Source organism: Sphingobacterium sp. G1-14 (assembly GCF_002196555.1).
Lineage (GTDB): Bacteria > Bacteroidota > Bacteroidia > Sphingobacteriales > Sphingobacteriaceae > Sphingobacterium > Sphingobacterium siyangense.
Map to the genome: position 1 here is coordinate 4,233,261 of NZ_CP021381.1, position 18,717 is coordinate 4,251,977.

The 18,717-nt window shown below is 40.0% G+C and carries 21 protein-coding genes and 1 pseudogene; 3 read left to right on the forward strand and 19 right to left on the reverse strand.

The genetic code is table 11. The features are described from left to right. Nucleotides 1-96: 96 nt before the first annotated feature. Entirely contained in the window at nt 97-840 is a 744-nt protein-coding gene (locus CBM24_RS18400) for a GIN domain-containing protein (protein WP_075993430.1), read from the forward strand. 91 nt (nt 841-931) lie between these two features. Here CBM24_RS18400 and CBM24_RS27590 read toward each other — a convergent pair whose 3' ends face one another. Beyond that, nucleotides 932-1,141 (reverse strand): hypothetical protein, encoded by a 210-nt coding sequence (locus CBM24_RS27590; protein ID WP_088162250.1) that lies wholly within the window; start codon nt 1,139-1,141, stop codon nt 932-934. Nucleotides 1,142-1,189: 48 nt separating this feature from the next. On the opposite strand from CBM24_RS27590, the gene CBM24_RS18410 reads away from it, so the two are divergent. After that, nucleotides 1,190-1,765, forward strand: a complete 576-nt coding sequence (locus tag CBM24_RS18410) for a DUF1572 family protein (RefSeq protein WP_075993431.1) — start codon at nt 1,190-1,192, stop codon at nt 1,763-1,765. Between the two features lie 152 nt (nt 1,766-1,917). Next, nucleotides 1,918-2,805, forward strand: a complete 888-nt coding sequence (locus CBM24_RS18415) for a helix-turn-helix domain-containing protein (RefSeq protein WP_075993432.1) — start codon at nt 1,918-1,920, stop codon at nt 2,803-2,805. On the opposite strand, the gene CBM24_RS18420 is transcribed toward CBM24_RS18415, so the two are convergent. The 18 genes and pseudogenes from CBM24_RS18420 to hypB form a co-directional block, all read right to left on the reverse strand. Further along, complete coding sequence (locus CBM24_RS18420; RefSeq protein ID WP_088162251.1) at nt 2,802-3,608, reverse strand: DUF2490 domain-containing protein; 807 nt, start codon at nt 3,606-3,608, stop codon at nt 2,802-2,804. The genes CBM24_RS18415 and CBM24_RS18420 overlap by 4 nt on opposite strands. A 27-nt stretch (nt 3,609-3,635) precedes the next feature. Next, nucleotides 3,636-4,526 carry an urea transporter gene (locus tag CBM24_RS18425; protein ID WP_075993434.1) on the reverse strand — a complete coding sequence of 297 codons (891 nt, stop codon included), beginning with the start codon at nt 4,524-4,526 and terminating at the stop codon, nt 3,636-3,638. Nucleotides 4,527-4,536: 10 nt separating this feature from the next. Then, nucleotides 4,537-5,334: an urease accessory protein UreD gene (locus CBM24_RS18430; RefSeq protein WP_075993435.1), complete on the reverse strand. Its 798-nt coding sequence runs from the start codon at nt 5,332-5,334 to the stop codon at nt 4,537-4,539. Nucleotides 5,335-5,336: 2 nt separating this feature from the next. Then, nucleotides 5,337-5,975 (reverse strand): urease accessory protein UreG, encoded by a 639-nt coding sequence (gene ureG / locus CBM24_RS18435; RefSeq protein ID WP_075993436.1) that lies wholly within the window; start codon nt 5,973-5,975, stop codon nt 5,337-5,339. A 12-nt stretch (nt 5,976-5,987) separates the two neighbouring features. Then, complete coding sequence (locus tag CBM24_RS18440) at nt 5,988-6,677, reverse strand: urease accessory protein UreF (RefSeq protein ID WP_075994884.1); 690 nt, start codon at nt 6,675-6,677, stop codon at nt 5,988-5,990. A gap of 175 nt (nt 6,678-6,852) precedes the next feature. Next, a complete protein-coding gene (locus tag CBM24_RS18445) occupies nt 6,853-7,389 on the reverse strand; it encodes an urease accessory protein UreE (protein WP_088162252.1) in 537 nt (178 codons plus the stop codon). A gap of 3 nt (nt 7,390-7,392) precedes the next feature. Continuing rightward, on the reverse strand, nt 7,393-7,980 hold the full coding sequence (locus tag CBM24_RS18450; protein WP_088162253.1) for a hypothetical protein: 588 nt from the start codon (nt 7,978-7,980) through the stop codon (nt 7,393-7,395). 158 nt (nt 7,981-8,138) lie between these two features. Beyond that, nucleotides 8,139-9,860 (reverse strand): urease subunit alpha, encoded by a 1,722-nt coding sequence (gene ureC / locus CBM24_RS18455; RefSeq protein WP_070567879.1) that lies wholly within the window; start codon nt 9,858-9,860, stop codon nt 8,139-8,141. Nucleotides 9,861-9,925: 65 nt separating this feature from the next. Further along, nucleotides 9,926-10,231, reverse strand: a pseudogene (ureB, locus tag CBM24_RS27770) (urease subunit beta); the annotation flags it as partial. Between the two features lie 18 nt (nt 10,232-10,249). Then, nucleotides 10,250-10,552, reverse strand: a complete 303-nt coding sequence (gene ureA / locus CBM24_RS27775) for an urease subunit gamma (RefSeq protein WP_075993440.1) — start codon at nt 10,550-10,552, stop codon at nt 10,250-10,252. A 175-nt stretch (nt 10,553-10,727) separates the two neighbouring features. After that, complete coding sequence (locus CBM24_RS18470) at nt 10,728-11,078, reverse strand: hypothetical protein (protein ID WP_075993441.1); 351 nt, start codon at nt 11,076-11,078, stop codon at nt 10,728-10,730. Between the two features lie 186 nt (nt 11,079-11,264). Next, entirely contained in the window at nt 11,265-13,703 is a 2,439-nt protein-coding gene (locus CBM24_RS18475; RefSeq protein WP_198385937.1) for a TonB-dependent receptor, read from the reverse strand. 41 nt (nt 13,704-13,744) lie between these two features. Then, nucleotides 13,745-14,338, reverse strand: a complete 594-nt coding sequence (locus CBM24_RS18480) for a GNAT family N-acetyltransferase (protein WP_232475565.1) — start codon at nt 14,336-14,338, stop codon at nt 13,745-13,747. Nucleotides 14,339-14,434: 96 nt separating this feature from the next. Next, nucleotides 14,435-15,277, reverse strand: coding sequence for an ABC transporter ATP-binding protein (locus CBM24_RS18485; protein WP_088162256.1), 843 nt, complete (start codon nt 15,275-15,277; stop codon nt 14,435-14,437). Next, nucleotides 15,274-16,290, reverse strand: a complete 1,017-nt coding sequence (locus tag CBM24_RS18490) for a FecCD family ABC transporter permease (RefSeq protein WP_088162257.1) — start codon at nt 16,288-16,290, stop codon at nt 15,274-15,276. Before CBM24_RS18490 ends, CBM24_RS18485 begins: the two co-directional genes overlap by 4 nt. Next, entirely contained in the window at nt 16,287-17,288 is a 1,002-nt protein-coding gene (locus CBM24_RS18495; protein ID WP_088162258.1) for an ABC transporter substrate-binding protein, read from the reverse strand. The genes CBM24_RS18490 and CBM24_RS18495 overlap by 4 nt, the downstream gene beginning before the upstream one ends. Continuing rightward, complete coding sequence (locus tag CBM24_RS18500) at nt 17,289-17,819, reverse strand: urease accessory protein UreE (protein ID WP_088162259.1); 531 nt, start codon at nt 17,817-17,819, stop codon at nt 17,289-17,291. Nucleotides 17,820-17,976: 157 nt separating this feature from the next. Continuing rightward, nucleotides 17,977-18,705 (reverse strand): hydrogenase nickel incorporation protein HypB, encoded by a 729-nt coding sequence (gene hypB, locus CBM24_RS18505; RefSeq protein WP_075993447.1) that lies wholly within the window; start codon nt 18,703-18,705, stop codon nt 17,977-17,979. Between the last annotated feature and the right edge of the window lie 12 nt (nt 18,706-18,717).

Below are 18,717 nucleotides of genomic sequence, written 5' to 3' on the forward strand. Positions count from 1 at the left end.
GTGTACATAAGTGCATAAGCACATAAGAAACGATAAAAAGGGGAATTAAAATGAAACTTTCAGTAACAATAAATTTAAACTAATAACAGAAAAATAATGAAAAGAATCTTAACCATTGCCTTTATTTCATTTTTATATGTAGCTCAGGCACAAGAACGCGAAACACGCAAAATCACTGCTCCAGATGGCATTTCATCGGCAACTTCATTACGTGTAGATTATATTCACTCTAATCGCAACGAGGTTGTTGTTGAAGCAGATAATCCCGAGCATTTATCCCTTATCGAAACGACTGTAAAAAACGGTACACTCTATGTACAGTATAAAAGAAACAGTTCTGTCAGAAATGCGAGAAACAATCGCGTAACTGTTTACTCAAGTAAGATACCAACACGTTTTTCGGCATCTTCTAGCAGTTCAATTCATACCGATGAAACAATTAAGGCCGATAAAATTTCTGTTGACGTATCTTCTTCAGCAAGCATATCCCTTAAAAGATTAATTGCGGATGATATAAGCCTTTCAACAAGTTCTTCGAGTAGTTTAACAACGAATGTGAGCAGTAAAAATTTGCAGGTATCTGCAAGTAGTTCGTCCAGCCAAGACATTTCGGGAAGTGCTTCAAATTTAAATTTGAACACCAACTCATCGGCATCGGTTGATATGAGCCGTTTCTCAACAACAAATGCCCAAATACAAGCGAATTCGTCTGCAAATGTAACGCTCAGCGTGAAAGAAAACTTACAGGGAAAGGTTTCTACATCTGCCAGAATTGCGTTAAAAAATCAACCAAAAAATGTCCAAGTTGACAAATCAACTAGCGGCAGAGTAGTACTATAATTTTTAGTGTGGTCTTTAATAAAGACTGTTTGTTTATGTTTAATGTTTAGTTAGCTTAAAGGTGATACATACCCCAGTATCACCTTTGCTTTTATCGACCTTTTTGCTCACACTTCTCCTTCTCCTTCTCCTTCTCCTTCTCCTTCTCCTTCTCCTTCTCCTTCTCCTTCTCCTTCTCCTTCTCCTTCTCCTTATAAATTTGCACATTAATCACTTCAAAAAGCAGTATCAGGAAATTAGTGAGATCGATAACACCACCAGATTTCTGCTCAAAAAAAACTATTTTAGGTCTCGGTTTCACGACATTTTTGTATATTAATATGCATATAAATGATAAACTTTCGGCGTAATGGATAATTTCTTAGCGACTTGTATAAAGCAATTTCAATATTATAAATCATTGGGTGATAAAACATTTACACAACTAAGCACTGAACAGCTCTTTTGGCATCCAAATGATTCAAGCAATAGCATTGCATTAATTGTAAAACATTTAGGTGGAAATATGCTTTCCCGTTGGACGGATTTTCTCAGCACAGATGGTGAAAAAGAAAATAGGAACCGGGATCAGGAATTTGAGAACAGCTGGACAGATCGCGACGAGCTTATTACTTATTGGAATGCTGGATGGGCTTGTCTATTTCAAGCAATAGAATCGCTCGGAGAAGAAGATCTCGTTAAAATCATCTATATCCGTAATCAAGGACATACCGTCATGGAAGCGATCTTGCGGCAACTCGCACATTATCCTTACCACATCGGGCAGATTCTCTATATCGGAAAAATATGTTTGGATGATAAATGGTCCACCTTATCGATACCCAAAGGTCATTCAGCTTCCTATAATAAGGAGAAATTCAGCCACGAAAAACAGCAACAACATTTCACCTCCGAGTTTCTAAAAGGAAATCAGGAGAATATGTAGTAAATAGGCTTTTACACTCCATTAACACAGTAATTACTTAAATGAAAGCATTGGATTTTAACCTGTTTTTCGCAAACTTTTAAGTATATTTGTCATACACACAACTATTCTTTTTTAGTTGATTTCATTAGTAAGTACGTTGTTTTAAGACTATGAAAAATTCGATTAAGATCATCAACAATTACGAGTACAAAAAGTTATTTCTACCTGATGTTTCTGAGCACAATTTATTCAATGAAAATAAAATTCAAGTCTATCGAATTGAGAATTACCTACGCAGTATCCTGATGCCTGTCATCCCCTATCGTACAACGTTTAATTTTCTCATTTTTGTAACGAAGGGATCCCTGACCCAACATCTCGAAAGCGCATCTTACACATTAACTGAAAATCAAGTCATTAACATCAAACAAGGCAATATCACGGCCACACTGGCAATCTCTGATGATGTAGAAGGTTTTTTTGTAGTCTATGAAAATGAAATTGTGACTGATATTGAACTTGGTATAAACGATATCAAATTTTTCAATTCCCATCCTTTTACCACACTAAAAGCCCATGTAGCACATTGGATCCAACAAATGTTGGTATTATTGGAAGAAGAACTTTTTACTGAGGGCCGTGTGATGGAAGTCTGCATTTCAATGATGCAGTGTATCTTATTAAAGGTGATAAAATCGGATATTGAAACAAAGGCTCCAATGAGCCGACAGCTAGATATTGCTTTCCGTTTTCGCGAATATGTACAAAAATTCCATATCGATCATAAAAACGTATTATTCTATGCCAATTTATTACATATTTCAGAAAACTACCTCAATAAATGTGTTAAAGAAGCGACGAATAAACCACCGAAACAATGGATTAGCGAAATAAGTATCTTACATAGCCAGATTCTGCTGCAGGATGCTACGAGAGATATTGCCGGTATAGCCTTTGAATTGAAATTTCAATCGCCCTCGTATTTTACTCGGCTATTTAAAAAAATCACTGGGTATTCACCCAGTGACTATCGAAAACATAAGTTTATGGCGGGCTAATGTTTTTTACTGTAAGGTAAATTCCAGATTAAATCTACGGCCAAATAATGAACGCCAAAATCTACTTTGTCATAGCCTTTAATTAAGTCGTTCATATACCCCAAATCCAATCGCAAAGGTGTTTTTGGAATATCTGTCATGTAATAGAAACCCAGACGGGTCTCTTTATAAGCAAAGCTAGACCATGTACTAGCAGGTTCGTAAAGCTTACTGATTGCAAAAAGCCCTTCTGCGCTCAAAGCCAATTCTTGCTTATTTTTAGCCGAAATTTTAAAATTTAGCTGCGATTTCAAGCGAGTCCTAAATTGAAAATTCTCTTCTGTTTTCTGAAAATCAGCTGTAAAGAACTTTCGAAACTCTTGCCTTAAGGTATTTTTCCATTTCAAACGATCATTCAGGATAAATGTATACGCATATCGCCCATATAACCTAAATTCTTGCTCGACACCTTCATTATGGTAGGGTGCCGCCTCATCATAAACGTTTTGGCGACGATAGCTCAATGCATAGCTATATTGTTGATTCTTGGCAAACTTATGATAGACTTCATGATTTAGCACCCAAATGGCCTGCTTATGAAATGGATTTGAATCGTCGGGCGTACTTTTGGTTCCCAGACCGATGTAGGTTAGTGCCTCTTTGCTTCCCGCACTATCCAGTTTCCGGCGTAGGCCCAGAACAGACCAAGATGCGGTCCTTGCTTTTCCTAACCCCGGTGGACTGACTTGCCCGTAGGCAGTATTTACATGAATTCCCAATAAGAGCATTATTGGGAATAGTTTTATTAAACGAAATTTAAACATACATAAAATTTTAGTTCACAAAAAGGACTAGGAAGTCCCTTCTGCTGATGAAAATTTATTCACCAACCATTTATCGATAAGTTTGACCGGTTGCATCGCCCACATCGCAAAAACAAATGGGAAAGTCAATGTTGTCCAGCCGTTATGAATCAAAAAGTGATCAAAATATGTGGCGATAATTGTTCCGATCAGTACATATACGCCATCACGAACACGTGGGCCGCTCAGAGCGATTCCAACCAAAACCGCATTGAAGCTAAAAATGCCATTATTGGTCATATCTGCAGATTCATGGCCATGGTGCGAAATATAAACACTGATGATAACAGCAGCGAAACCGTAAAGTGCTCCCATGGGATTGCTCAGGAAAACCCCAATGAAAAAGATCAATCCAGCAATTAAACTACCCTGAAAAATAACCTGACCAAAGGCATGGCCTTCAATTAAGAAATCATCCATTTCTTGAATATCAACAAAATGCTCGGGTACCGTCCTTAAAGCCAATTCTGGAATACTCAACACATACAATGCGATCCAGGTAATTAAGATAAAAGGAAATGTAAATACCGGCAGATTCTTCTTTAATGCAAAACCCATCAAGATGGTGGTCAACGCAGATCCGACGATTAAAGCTCCCCATACCCAGACGTTTGTCTGAAAATAGAAAACCAAAGCAATACCATAAAGCGTAGCATTAAATCCGAAGAGTCCATCATTGATATGACCCTCATCAAATTTCATCAACTTGGCAGTCAATACCCCGACGATATTGGCGAGGATTCCCGCAAAGCCCATTAGTGCCGAATCATAAATAATGGCGCCTATAAATAAAATACCCGTCCAAATGTTACCCTGTAACATAATTTGCCCAAATCCTTTAAAAAAAGCTTTTACAAAAGCTAGGATGTTATTTTTCATTGGAATATAATTAGTTGTTATTCAAAAATATGTTGTCCCATAATGCGCTTTGCATTTCTTTAAAAAGAAGATAAAGCTGTTCGGCACCGTAACCTAAAACGCGAACCATAAAACCGTCGTGCTGCAATTCACTAATACCAAACGCAACGTCTTTGGTTTCCCCATATTGTTCATGGAAAGTCTCGATCCAGTCACTTGGATTCAAGCCGGCACTATTAAGGTAGATCAAAGTTCCCTGATGCGTATAGCCTTCCAAAATACCCAAGCCTTGTATAGGCATACGATCTGGCTGCAGCAATACATTATCTTTCACTACAAGCCTACCATTGACATAACATTCTGTCAGATTTTGAAAGTGATTGTACATAAACTCTTCTCCGGACATTTTCCGACCACAAGTCACGATTTCACTAAGCAATAAGTGACAATTAGAAGCAAGATGTACAATGTTATGGCTCAAAAAATGAGACGAATGTTGTGGTACTACAGGATGGGGCACATAAGAAAAAACAGCATTTTCACCGATATTCACTTCCATAGTTTGGGACGAATGGCCTTTCATATGAAACAAACGCTGGTAAGCTTGCGTTTGTAACTGCAGCTTAGCGCCCGGAGCAATATCAACTTGAATACGATGGTCATCTCCATCCAACAAACCAGGCGATGAACTCATAATCATCAGATACGCTGCATTGTCTTTTTGATATTGTCCAACTGGAACGATACGAAACGGTTGTGTCGCATATGCATCTTTTAAAAAGGATTTTCCTTCGCGATGTGCTATTTTAATATCTAAAGAACAGATCATAACTAACGTAGTAAATTAGGTTCCTCAACATCTTGAAGGAGTGCGTATTTTTTAATCCAGCCTACAATCTCTTCCAAACCATCTCCGGTTTTTAGATTTGAAAATAAGAATGGAGAACCTTTACGCATTTTACGTGCATCATGCTCCATTACTTCTAAGCTTGCGCCTACATAGGGTGCCAAATCTTTCTTATTGATCAATAAAAGATCAGATCTTGTAATTGCTGGACCACCTTTACGAGGCATTTTTTCACCTTCGGCAACATCAATTACGAAAATGGTAATATCGGCCAGATCCGGGCTATAGGTAGAAGTTAGGTTATCACCACCACTTTCAATCAAAATCAACTCTAAATCCGGGAAGCGGCTTGCTAGTTCATCTACAGCTTCTAGATTCATACTCGCATCCTCCCGTATGGCCGTATGCGGGCAACCACCGGTTTCTACACCGATAATTCGTTCACGGGGCAGCAAACTATTTTTGGCCATGTACTCCGCATCTTCCTTCGTATAGATATCATTTGTAATTACTGCAAGATCAATTTCATTCATCAAACGTCTGCTCAATCTTTCCAATAATGCTGTTTTACCAGACCCTACTGGTCCACCAACTCCTATTTTAACATATTTTCTATTTTCCATTGTAATTGTTTTTTAAGAAATATAAACTCTAGAATATAATCGTTCGTGTTGCATGCAACGGATGTCAAATCCAATGTTGCATAAGCCCACTAAATTCCGTTCAACTGTTAAGGTCTCTTTGCAGAGATCAAGTATATCATCATGTAAACCAAAAAGTATATCTTGGCCATCCAACTGCCCTAATGGCACCAGTTTAACAGCATTGGTCACCATTGTAATAGCGGCATTATAATAAAAGCCGTGCAACGCTTCTTCCAAAGGAATTGCTAAAAGTGACGCCAACATGCCATACATCAAACAGTAATGACTATCTACTTCCTTCTTTTGGATTAATTCACCCCAGGACAACATAAAATCCTGCTGTTGATACCGACTGAATATTTTATAAATACGGACGCCCAGTTTTTTACTGGCATCGCGAATTTCTCTTGGACTTTTTAATGCTGTACATTCTTGATCTAGGGCGATCAATGCATCCATGTCCTGCGAAGAAGTTGCTTCATAGGCCAATTTCATCAAAGCAGCATCATTGTACTTCAGATTATACCAGAGGTTATGACGCACATAATTGTCCGCCGTAGCCTTATCACAGACCAAGCCTTGTTGCACATAGGTCTCCAGTCCATTGGAATGGGTAAACCCACCAATTGGCAATGTAGGATCTGCTAGATGAAGTAACTTGCCTAGAAATGTATTTTTCATTGACATTATTTTTTATTGTAAGTATATATCTTCAAGGACCAATCAGCCCCTTGCGTAATCTTCGCTATCATTGGGCATTCAAGCTGACCAAGTTTTTCCTTTGATCCCTATTTTCTCCATTAAGGCATCAATGCGCTCGCTACGCTCGGTTATTGGACAGAAAGGATCTTCAATCTCATTTCATAGCTGCTGGCCCTTGCGAATTCATGAAGGCTTTATCGCTGATTAAGAGCGGTATATTCTTCGTCGAAAACTTCATCTTCTGATGATGTTTTGGGTCGACATTTGCGTTGAGCTGACGTAAAAGTTGGCGCTCGCAACGTTGCGGGTCAAACCCCTGTTTCGCTAACCACTCGTACATGGACCTTTCATAAGGCATAAGCAATTCATTTGCCTCCACAAATAGAGGCAAATGTTTGTTTCCAATTTCACTGCTTACAAAAGCGGTTCGAAGGAAATCAATTGCTATGACACGGATGACTTCACAAGGTTTGATCGTTACCACAACCATTTTCTCTTCATCTTCGTACAAGATATCGCCATCCTGCAAACTGGAGGTATTACCCAACAATTTGACGGCTATATCCATTCCCTCCGCTGTACGTAAACGTTGAATACGTTTGGTCGACTCATACCATTCAATAGCGAGCGAATCAAGACGCTTATTGATCTGCTCCCCCTGAATATTCCTTGTGATTTCCGTGATTATCATTTTTTAATTTTTAATAAATAGATTTTTAGATAAGCCTAAACCTACTGTAGATCCATTGATTCCCGTAATGACTTCGTGATCATTGGGAATAGCAGCATCTTTACTATTTCTCTTTTTATAAGACAATTCTGCCACTTTAGCTTTTAATGCCCAACCTTTTCCCAAGGCGATACCCACAAGCGGGTACACTCTGAATAGATAGCCATTGTATTTACCATCGACCATTGTACCTCCGGTAGCGACATGTTGATCGCCCCACAAATAATGCACATCAACCTGGCCAATTAACATGAAATGCTCACTCAGAGGCCAAGTATTACTATAGAAAGGTCCTATTTCATGCGAATGATCTGTAAAATCCAGTGCTTTATCCTTAGCAGAATTGAATCCATAGTTTAGCCCCGCATTCATGTTGTCGGTGAAAAAATAGGCAGCACCCACCGGAGCGGCACTAAATTGATGCCCCGCTGTTGTTTCGTGGTAATTCAGTGACCCATAAACCATGATACCCCCCTTTTGCGCATAGGCCGATTGTATCGTAAAGCATGCTATTGCTATACAACAGCCTAAAAATGTCTTCAAATTTTTCATTAGCGTAAATCGTATTTTAGCAGTAATGAAGCATCATGAGCAGTCGTTATTCCCTCTCTTTATGCGCTTTTGATAAGCCCATGATGATTTCATCAACATATTGTTTTTCATAGTTTATGGCGTGATATCGGATCACGCCATAAAAAAGTAGTATAGGGTTAAAACAAGAAGTATCGTTGTCCCAACGAAACTGTATCAACCGGTTTTGATCGCAAGATCTCACCGTCAAGACTTACCTCATAATTCTCTGGATTGACGATAATTTCAGGTGTAGCGTCATTGTGGATCATATCTTTTTTGGAGATATTCCGACAATTTTCTACAGCAAGTAAGGTTCTTTCCAATTTATACTCTTCTTTAATTCCTTTTTCCAATGAAATTTTAGAGACAAAGTCAAAACAAGTTTGGTGAACAGCTTTACCTAAACCACCGAACATTGTTCTTAAAATAATTGGCTGTGGCGTAGGAATAGAAGCATTCGCATCACCCATTTTTGAAGCGATAATCATCCCGCCCTTAATAATCATTTCTGGTTTTGCGCCAAATAAAGCAGGACGCCAGATCACCATATCGGCAATTTTACCGGGCTCGATTGAACCAACATATTTGGAAATACCATGAGCAATTGCTGGATTGATCGTGTATTTCGCTACATAACGGCGTGCACGGAAATTATCGTTGTCCTTGCCTTCGTCTTCAGGTAATGGACCTACTTGTTTCTTCATCTTGTCTGCAGTCTGCCAAGTCCGTGTGATGACTTCACCTACACGTCCCATTGCCTGCGAATCCGAGCTCATGATACTGAATACACCACGATCTTGCAGTACATCCTCAGCAGCAATCGTTTCTGGACGGATACGAGAGTCAGCAAAAGCGACGTCTTCCGGAATTTCTTTACTCAAGTGGTGACAAACCATCAGCATATCCAAGTGCTCGTCAATCGTATTTTTTGTGAATGGACGTGTTGGATTTGTCGATGCTGGCAAAACATTTGGATACATCGCCGATTTGATGATATCTGGAGCGTGACCACCACCAGCACCCTCTGTATGGAATGTATGGATGACACGTCCATTGATAGCTTGGATCGTATCTTCTAGGAAACCCGCTTCATTCAAGGTATCTGTATGGATTGCAACTTGCACATCGTATTGATCTGCAACAGTCAAAGCTCTGTCGATTGTTGCTGGTGTAGCACCCCAATCTTCGTGGATTTTAACGCCTAGCGCGCCTGCTTCAATTTGCTCCACAATAGGTTGTTCCGTACCTACGTTTCCTTTACCAAAGAAACCGAAGTTCATTGGAAGGTCTTCAACAGCTTGCAACATGCGGCGTAAATTCCATTTACCCGGTGTTACTGTAGTTGCATTTGTTCCATCCGCTGGACCTGTACCACCACCAATCATTGTTGTAACACCACTATACAAGGCCGTTTCAACTTGTGTTGGGCTGATATAGTGAATATGGGTATCAATACCACCTGGAGTTAAGATATATCCCGATCCACCATGTACCTCAGTAGAAGCACCGATAATCATATTTGGTGTAATATTGTCCATTGTATCCGGATTTCCAGCACGACCAACACCAACAATTTTACCATCCTTAATACCAATATCACCTTTCACGATACCCCAGTGGTCAATGACGATAGCATCAGTGATCACCATATCCAATGTACCTTCATCACGTGTATGAACTGAAGATTGGCACATCCCGTCACGGACAGTCTTACCACCGCCAAATTTGGCTTCATCGCCGTAGTAAGCATAGTCTTTTTCGACTTCAATAATGATATCTGTATCTCCTAAACGGATTTTATCTCCACTTGTAGGGCCAAAGATGGCGCTATAATTTAATTTGCTAACTTTTAAACTCATGATACTTTGTTTTTAAAGCCTTGTTCTTTTACTTTTTTCATTGCATTTGCTTTCGCAACTTCGGTTTCGGTATCTCCATTTGCCAAATCATTGTGGCCATAGATCCTTCTTGCACCTGCATAAGGGACCAATTCGACGTCTTTTGATTCACCTGGTTCAAAACGAATTGCTGTACTGGCGATAATATTCAACCGTTTGCCAAATGCTTTTTCACGATCAAACTCCATCATTTTGTTCACCTCAAAGAAATGAAAATGTGAACCTACCTGAATTGGTCTATCACCTGTATTTGTCACAGTGATCGTTGTAATTTCTCTACCTTCATTGCAGATAACATAGCCATCTGCAATAAAAAATTCTCCTGGGATCATAGATTATATTTTTAACAATTAGCGAATCGGGTTATGAACAGTAACCAGTTTTGTACCATCTGGAAATGTAGCTTCAATCTGTACATCATGAATCATTTCAGGGACACCTTCCATGACATCTTCACGTGTCAACAACGTTGCACCATACTGCATTAAATCCGCAACAGTACGTCCGTCACGAGCAGCTTCCAAAAGTTCACTACTGATCAATGCAATAGACTCCGGATAGTTTAATTTAAGTCCTCTAGCTTTACGTTTTTTCGCTAGTTCGCCGGCAAGATGAAGCAATAGCTTCTCTGTCTCTCTAGGTAATAAATGCATATAAATATTATTTAAATTGTTGTTATTCGAATTAAAACAAGTCACGGTGAGTACAGGTCACGACAAGGCCATACGACTTAAAAAAATCGTTCAAAATCGTGATGAATAGGACAGATTACACCCCTACGCAGCGTAAGGTCTGTCTTTTCTCAACCGTTGTAAGAAATGGAAATTTTTACCCCAGAAACGGGATCTTTAAACTTTGGAAAAGAATATATTTTGGCGGAAGGATCAATCGATCCATATAAGGCCTTCTGTTATTCTGAATTTTGAGACGTACAGGATAGCAGAATACAAAAAGACAAATTGAAAGCACTCCCCAATAGAGCAGCTTGCTCCATTCATCTTTGAGGTCCATCTGTTCGGTGATATCATAGACATCATGATCTTTAACCGCAGCGACCAAATTTTCCCGCTCGGAATTTCCTGAACCTTGTTCTACATGAGTATGGAAAGCCGCCAGGCTTATCCGGAAGACGGGTAAACTTTGGACAGTAGAATGCGTCGGTATAGCTATTCCTTTCATGAGCAGGGTGCTCAAAAGGAAAACTAAAAAGACTAAACTATACCTCATTCTTGTGTTCACAATTCTATTATTTGTTGTTCAAATTTACAACCAAAGCGGGCTACTTGACTAGCACAAATCTTGAATTAAATAGTCCAAATTTGTTGAAAAAGCCCGCTTTGGAGATTTTAGATCAATCTTTCGAATTTAAAAAGAGTAACCAACTGATACCATGATATTTCTCGGTGCACCAGCAAAGGCTCTCGTGTAGTCAAAACCACCTAAAAAGTAATATTTATCGAATACATTGTTCAGGTTTACGGCCATTTTCATAGCACCAATGTGGTAATAGGCCGCTGCATTAACAGTTGTATAAGATGGCCATTGTCCCCAGAGTGCATTTCCATCGCTATCCTTTCCGATACTATTGTCCATCCGCTTACGGTCTACATAGTAAACACCAGCACCAAAACCTAAGCCTTTTAAGGTACTATTTGAAAACACATATTTTAACCAGGCACTCGCCATATTTTTGGGTGCTCCCGGCAGGGACTGTCCTATTTCAGAAGGAACCGAGGATGATTTCACCTCCGTATCATTATAGGTATAATTGGCCATAACCTGGAACTCCCGTGTCAACTGCCCACGCACATCGAGTTCAACACCCTGCGATAGCGCTTTGCCGGATTGTCTATATTCCGGCAGCCCTGAATCATTGATAGCCCCTGTGGCAATGAGCATATTCCGTCGTTCAATTCGGAATAAGGATAGATCAACCTGCAATTGTTCCTTAAAGAAACCCGTCTTCACCCCTGTTTCCACCTGGAAACTCCGCTCGGCATCAAAGGGTTTATCGGCACCATAATCTTTATAGTTTTGAATAAAATTGGCGCCTACAGGCACAAACCCCTGTGAATAACTTGCAAAATAGTTAATCTGCTTATTAATTCCATAGGTTACACCAAAACGAGGTAATAAGGCATTTTGTGTCGCATGAAACCGATTTTGTCCATCAAGTGTCTCAGAAGAATAGTGTTCATGACGTAGACCTACAATAAGTTTAAGTCGGTCGTCAATGCTGATTTGATCCTGAATATATTTACCCGTTGTTTTATAAGGGCTCAAAAAAGGATAAGCGACTCCCGTACGCCATACATAATTCGTCAGATCATGAGTCGTATAAGTGGGATTGTTCAAATCAAAAGTCAAAGGAACAACTTTACCATCTATAGTTTGCTGCCTAGCCTCCCGCAATTGGTTTTCTTTGTCGCCCCGATATTGGGCAAAATCAATCCCAGCAACCAAATGATGATCAACTCTATCGCCCAAAAGATCCCACTTGACGTAACCGACAACATTATCGGTATAATCACGCCCATGGCGATCAAAAAAGCGCATATTCATAATGGTATTATGTGGTGCATCAGCAAATGTATTCATTGTCCGGTGTTCATTGACATCCTCCTGATAGATGGATTTCATGTAACTCAGATTCAAACTAACATGTTCTGCCAGACGCTGAGACAAACGAGCGCTTAATGAAAAAGTCTTGGAATTATAAAAATCGGAAGGCTGGCTCAACGTAAATGACCTGGGCAAAGCATAAAAGTTATTTTCCTTAATACCCATTCCCCGATCAAGATAACCGTTGAACTGATTATAGACCATGTCAATATCAACCACCGTGCCTTCAGCTGGTTTGAAGGTAAAGGAAGGAGCAATCATCATTCGTTTCTGACGATTTACGTCACGAAAAGTCTTCGTATCTTCATAACCCGCGTTAAAACGATATAAAATACGCTTGGCACTATCCAATGGTCCACCGAGATCTACAGTAGTTCGCATCGTTTCAAAACTACCGCCGGCAAAATTCACATGCCCCTTAAAATCTTCCAAAGGCTTCTTTGTCGTCATATTAATTGTACCACCCGGCACAATATCCCCAAACAAAGATGCCCCAGGCCCTTTCAAAACCTCGATATTTTCAAGATTGATCGTTAGTGGTGAATTATAATAACTGTTACCATAACCATACCCCGAGCGTAAACCATTGACAAGTCGAACACCCGTTTCGTAACCGCTTTTGAAACCACGGATAACAACATCATCATAGGAAGATGCTTCTGTCACACCAGCCAGGTCCTGTACCAGCGCTCCAGTAGTAAAGGCCTGTTTATCTTCGATAAATTCCTTACTGAGTACAGCGACAGATTGCGGTAGATCCTTTAATTTTCCTGCAAATTTACCCCCCAGCTCCATATTATTTGTCAGATATGAATTGTTACGTCTACCCGTAACCAATACTTCATCCAATGTATTATCACCGGCTACCATAAGCAATCGAACTCCTTTTTTTGCATTCCAGTTGGCCGCGTTCAAATCCAGCAATACAGGCTTATACCCAATTGCAGCTGCACGTAGCTGTACAGGAAAAGAAGTTATTCCGGTAAAACTAAATTCGCCCTGAGCATTAGAACTTGTCTGTTGTTGTCGATCTGCCAGGGTTAATGTGACCCCTGAGATTGGATTACCGTTTTCATCCTGGATCTTACCAAATAGTGCCACACCTTGTTGTGCATACACCGCTCCCGGTACGGAAGCACTTGTCAATAAAGCGAAAGCTAGCGCTTTCATTACGTTGTTCATTCGAATAAATTATATATTTTTTGGCTTATCCACTTTTAGGGTTAAGCAATACGATCAACGAATAATTCCATGTGTATCGTTGGAAAATTCGATTCATTACAAAAGTCTTTCAATTGAAATCCCTGTTTTCCCCAAAACTCATAGGCTCCAGTCAGGAATGGGTGGGTATGTAAATAAAGCCTTTCAATACTTTTCTCCTTAGCTACAGCGACCAAACCCTTGAATAAGGCCGTTCCCAAACCTGACCTACGGTAACTCGGGTCAACAAAAAGTCGAGCAACTTCCACCGTTTTCCTTCTATCAATATCCAAGTGCGGGAAACGGTAATCATAAGCCAGCATACCAACGACGCCAATCAGTTTACCCTGCTGATCTTTTGCCTGCAAGAACGCACCAGCCTCAGCCTCAAGATACACGGCTGAAAATGCCCGTAGATCTTTGGGAAGCTTATGTGCATCCAACATCGGGAACAACTGTTTTCTAAATTCAATGACATAAGGTAATACGACATCAATATCTTCCTTTTCAACACGAGATATGCTGATATTTTTCAAATGGGGTTGTGTGGGAAAACATCGCTTGCTCATCAGTTGATTATTAACCAATATATTGCCGCTGTCTTTGATGGTATTCATATCGTTATAGCTATTTTTAAAATATTTGCACAGTAAACTGAGCATCTCAGGTACAAACCATGATTTTTCATAAAGGCACCTATTTAGACAGCCTCGTCATGGCGTATTCATTTCAATTTTGGCTTCGGCGTTATGCGCTGAACCCGCAATGGTGTCAAATGCCCTATCCGCACCCAGCATCGGAACAAACATCCATTTCTTTTGATTTTCCAAACTGATCAAAGGAAGTTGATAGGTCTGTTCCAATAATTCCCGTACTTGCTCCCGCTCCAGACCGTGCAGATCCACGAGCCTATTGTCCTTCATCAGATAAAACTGATCACCAAAAAGATACGCCATGTTGGGGTCGTGCATCACACATAACACGGTTGTCCCCTCTTTGACCAGCTCCTTGGCTGTCTGCAGAACCGCAATCTGATACTTCAGATCCAAATGATTGGTGGGTTCATCAAGCAATAATAAATCAGGCTGTTGTACCAACACGCGACAAAGTAATACCAATTGTCGCTCTCCTCCAGATAAAGAGGTATAGGGTTTGTCCTTTAAATGTGTGAGGTTAAATCTATCCAAGATCTGTTCAACTGCCTCGAAATCTTCCTTATTTGGTGAAAAACGAGAAAATGAGGCTCGTCCCGTCAGAATAACATCAACAACGCTAAAAGGAAATGTGGTCTGATGGAACTGATTCAGAAAACCCAATTTCAATGAATTGGCCCGACCAACCTTCCAATCGCGACGTTCTGTTTCACCAATAAGAACTGATCCATTATATTTTTTTTCCAGCCCGGCAATAATATTAAACAGAGTCGATTTACCACTTCCATTTCGACCAAGAATAACAGAAAGCTTTCCTTCCGGAAATGACATGTTTACATCATTTAAAATGACATCCTTACCATAGGCAAAAGAAAGTTTTTTGATATGAATCGAATTATTCATGAATTCCAGTTGATTTCGTTACGGCGCATCAGATAAATAAACAAGGGAGCGCCAATAATCATTGTAAAAACACCGATCGGAATTTCAAATGGCATAACAGCCCTAGAAAAATCATCGATAAGTAATAGGAAAGTACCTCCAATACTGATATTTGCCCACACAATAATATTGTTATTGGGTCCAAAGATCATGCGGCTGATATGCGGTACAATTAATCCGAACAGACTAATCACCCCGACAGCTGCTACAGCTGATGCCGTAATTAGTGTTGCCACAGCAATGAAGACCAATTTCAATATTTTCGGGTTAACGCCAACAGCAATTGCTTCTTGATCTCCAAGGGCGAGAAGATTCAGCTTCCAGCGCAAAAGGATCAGGATCCCCAATCCTATTGTGATCGGCAGGAACGCTTGCTGTACTTTCGACCATGATGCTGTATGTAGGTTCCCCATTGTCCATTGCACAATAGCTTGTAATTTATAGGGATCACTAATGTATTGTAACAGGGTTAACATTGCTGTAAATACACCGGAAATAACCATTCCAGCCAACACCATCCCAATAATCGAGGTTTTCAAGCCGGCATTTGAAACAAAATAGGTCAAACCTACCGCACATACACCAAACAGAAATGCCGATAGATTGACGGACAATAGAGGGAACAACATGGCCAATGCGGCCCCAAAAGCAGATCCCGAAGAAATACCCAATGTAAAGGGATCAACGATTGGATTCCTAAAAATGGCCTGTAAAATTCCGCCGGAAGAAGCTAATGCTGCTCCGACCATAAAGGTCAACAGAATCCGTGGTAAACGTACCTGCCACAATATCGTATCCATGTTATCTTTTAATACCGTATTATGGTCTCCGATATAAATCCCCACTTTCAATCCGATGCGTTGGCAGAGCTCGACAAAACCAATGTTCTGACTTGATCCTACAAGTAAGGAAAGCAATAAAACCAACAACGGTAAAACAACTAGCAGAAACAGCTTTTTTAATTGATGTATCATTGAAGTAGTCCTGCTTTACCGTATAGTTTTTCAAAAGCTATGGTCATATCCTGATCAAGCTGCTGTTTCGTATAATCCGAAAAACACCAATGTCTAATTTGTTTGGCAAAAAGCATAAATTTGACGGTATGTGGATCGTATGGGAACGACGGTGACATCACAAATACCTGTTTATTTTTCACTGCAGGTAATGCCGCGAGTTCCTTCAGATTATATACGTCTGCCAGTTTAGAATTCCAAAGAATAATGAGGTCCGGATTCCATTTATAAATCGTTTCTGCACCGACATTTGGGGCTTCCATTTCTAACGGGCAGGCATTAGCTGCACCCGAAAGCCGGATCGCCATATCAATCAAACTACCACGACCGGATGTCGAAAGTACTCTACCTTTAGACCAGGCATAATAAACCTTCTTCTGTATTTGATCCTTGGGAGCAGTCATTTTTTTGATCTCCGCCGAAACAAATTGAACAATTTCTTCAGCTCTCGCTTTCTTTCCGAGTAAGGCTCCCATCCCTATCAGTTCATTAAAAATACTTTTTTCATCCTGCGAAGAAAAAGTAAACACGGGAATTCCAAGATCTTCTAATTGAGAAATATTATCCTGATCAGTATTGAACGTCAAAACAAGATCAGGGTTCAAGCCCACTATGCTTTCTACATTATTTGCCTGGCCTGCGAAGGTAGGCGTTGCCAGTTCTTTTTTTGCAATTCTTTGATCCAATTTGGATAAAAAGCTATAGGTATCTTGGAGCTGATAAACCTGTTCAGGAATACCTACAAGGCTATTTTCAGCGCCCAACATATACACTTCATCAACAAGCGAAGGGAATAGTACAACTACACGCTTTGCCACATGCGCCAACACAACTTCCTTTCCTCTGCTATCGACTGCTTTCACTTGACTGTTGAGCGTGCCGGATTGCCGATTTTGGCAGGCACTCAATATACCAGAGCATACCAAAAGCAATACAACTATAATTCGATTCACTTTCATTTAATTATCTTTTCGAACTTGTTCACCCAAACTGATATGCCCGTCTATTCTCTTTAAATCTGGATTCTTCTTATTTTTAGCCTGCAAACGAATCAAATCTTCGGATAACAACAAGGCTTCCTCCAACTGAATCGACGTTCCATATTTTGCTAGAACCTGTTCATAAAGCCGTCCATCGTAAGGAAGACGAAGCGATTCGGCATCTGTTACGTTGAATATCGGCAGATGTCTATTTCCGATGAAATAACCGAAATCTGCAAGCTGAACCAAATCCGTTGGATTAAATCTTATCGTCAACGAAGGCTTGACAACCAGGATCGCTTGCAGCGTTTCCTGATGAAATAAACCATCACCATGGTGCCATTCCGCACCCTGGTCCAATTGCATAAGGATTGCTTTTCCGTTTATTGTATTGCGCGTCAGGCGTCTTTTATGAACTTCATACCACTCAAGATGCACTTGATCGACCTCGCTAAGGGCAAACGCCTTGTTTGCGACAATTTTATCTATTGGTATAGGCAGCTTATTCATTTTTGTAAACTTATCTTCATCACACGTTAACAGCACTATTTGGCTTTGTTTTCAGTGCTATTTATTTCCTCAAAAAACAGCACTATTGCGTCAACATTGAACAGGATAACAATAAAACATGGATCATTATTATCCTATTCATTTTATCTGTTGTTCATTATTTTACTTCAAGCGCTTTATATTGATCTTTTTTTGCCTGAACTCTTTCTTTTAACCAATCACACCAGGTATCAAGGCCGTCACCATTTAATGTACTGATTGTAATAACTTCCAGATTGGGATTTACCTCGCGCGCGTCTTTCGTTACCGCATCCACGGAGAAAGGTACATATGGTAATAAATCCGCTTTGGAAACCAACATCAATTCGCTTGTTAAAAACATACGTGGGTATTTTTTTGGTTTATCATCCCCTTCTGTTGTCGCCAATAAGGTTACGCGGTAATCTTCACCCAAATCAAATGCTGATGGACACAATAAGTTCCCGACGTTCTCAATAAACAACAGATCTATTCCTTCAATATCAATATGATCCAGGGCTTGTAAGATCATTTGTGCCTCAATATGACACATTCCTCCAGTGACAATCTGCAAGGCATTGATGCCCACATCGCGCATACGTACCGCATCGCGTTCAGTTTCTGGATCGCCCACTAAAACAGCAATATTCAAATCCTTCGACAAACGTTTTCCCGTCTCTTGCATCAAGGTTGTTTTACCTGACCCCGGAGAAGAGCATACATTGATCACACAGACATCTTTCAGTCTATCGCGGATGGCTTTTGCGACAAAATCATTTGCTTTTAATAAATGTAGTGTTGTATTTTCACATTGAACCGAACCTACACGGTTACCTAAACTTTTAGGATTTGGAGTATTGTCTGACATGATAAACGATTT